This is a genomic window from Bartonella sp. AP57NXGY (assembly GCF_042195805.1).
GTDB lineage: Bacteria > Pseudomonadota > Alphaproteobacteria > Rhizobiales > Rhizobiaceae > Bartonella.
Genome location: NZ_JBHIOZ010000526.1, coordinates 1 through 701, shown reverse-complemented (window position 1 = coordinate 701; position 701 = coordinate 1). Strand labels below are relative to the sequence as shown.

General features: G+C 37.7%; 1 protein-coding gene. It reads right to left on the bottom strand.

The genetic code is table 11. From position 1 onward, the window contains the following. Positions 1 to 152: 152 nt before the first annotated feature. On the bottom strand, positions 153 to 701 hold a 549-nt coding region (locus ACFIL8_RS11830; protein ID WP_375689976.1), incomplete at its 5' end, for an ABC transporter substrate-binding protein.

Below are 701 nucleotides of genomic sequence, written 5' to 3'. Positions count from 1 at the left end.
AAAACCCGAAATGAAAGATAAACCCCTATAGCAACAAACGCATAAATAAGGCCTAATTCCACAGCACCAGAAAACGCAAATATATTCATGTAAAGACAATCCCCATGAAAACTTAACGTATTTTTATTGTATCAACACTCTATCAATAAAAGTTATTGAATCACTTTTGTTGCACGGTCAATAACTGCCTGCGGAATAATAATCCCTGCTTTTTGGGCTGCTTTCAAATCAATTCGAATGTCATTATTAGCCGCCTGCACAACATCAATATCACCAGGCTTTTCACCCTTTAGAATACGCACAACCAATTTCCCAGCATCAACCCCTACATCATAGAAATTCACACCTTGCGTCATAAAAGGCCCGCGCCCGATAGTATTCGCATCAACAGTAAATACAGGCATATTGGCTTCCTCTGAGACCTTTATTGCACCTTCTAAAACAGATAAAATCGTATTATCAGCAGGAACAAAAATAATATCGACCTTACCGATTAAAGCGCGTGTTGCTGCCTGAACATCTGAAGGCTTTGGTGCCGATGAGGGAATAATTTCAATTCCAGCTTTTTTTGCTACATCCTTTAACGTTTTAAGTGTCGAAACAGAATTTGCCTCAGAAGCATTATAAAGATAACCAATTTTTTTCAAATCTGGTTTTACTTCTTGTAAAAGTCTAACACTTTCTGCAACATCTATACGATC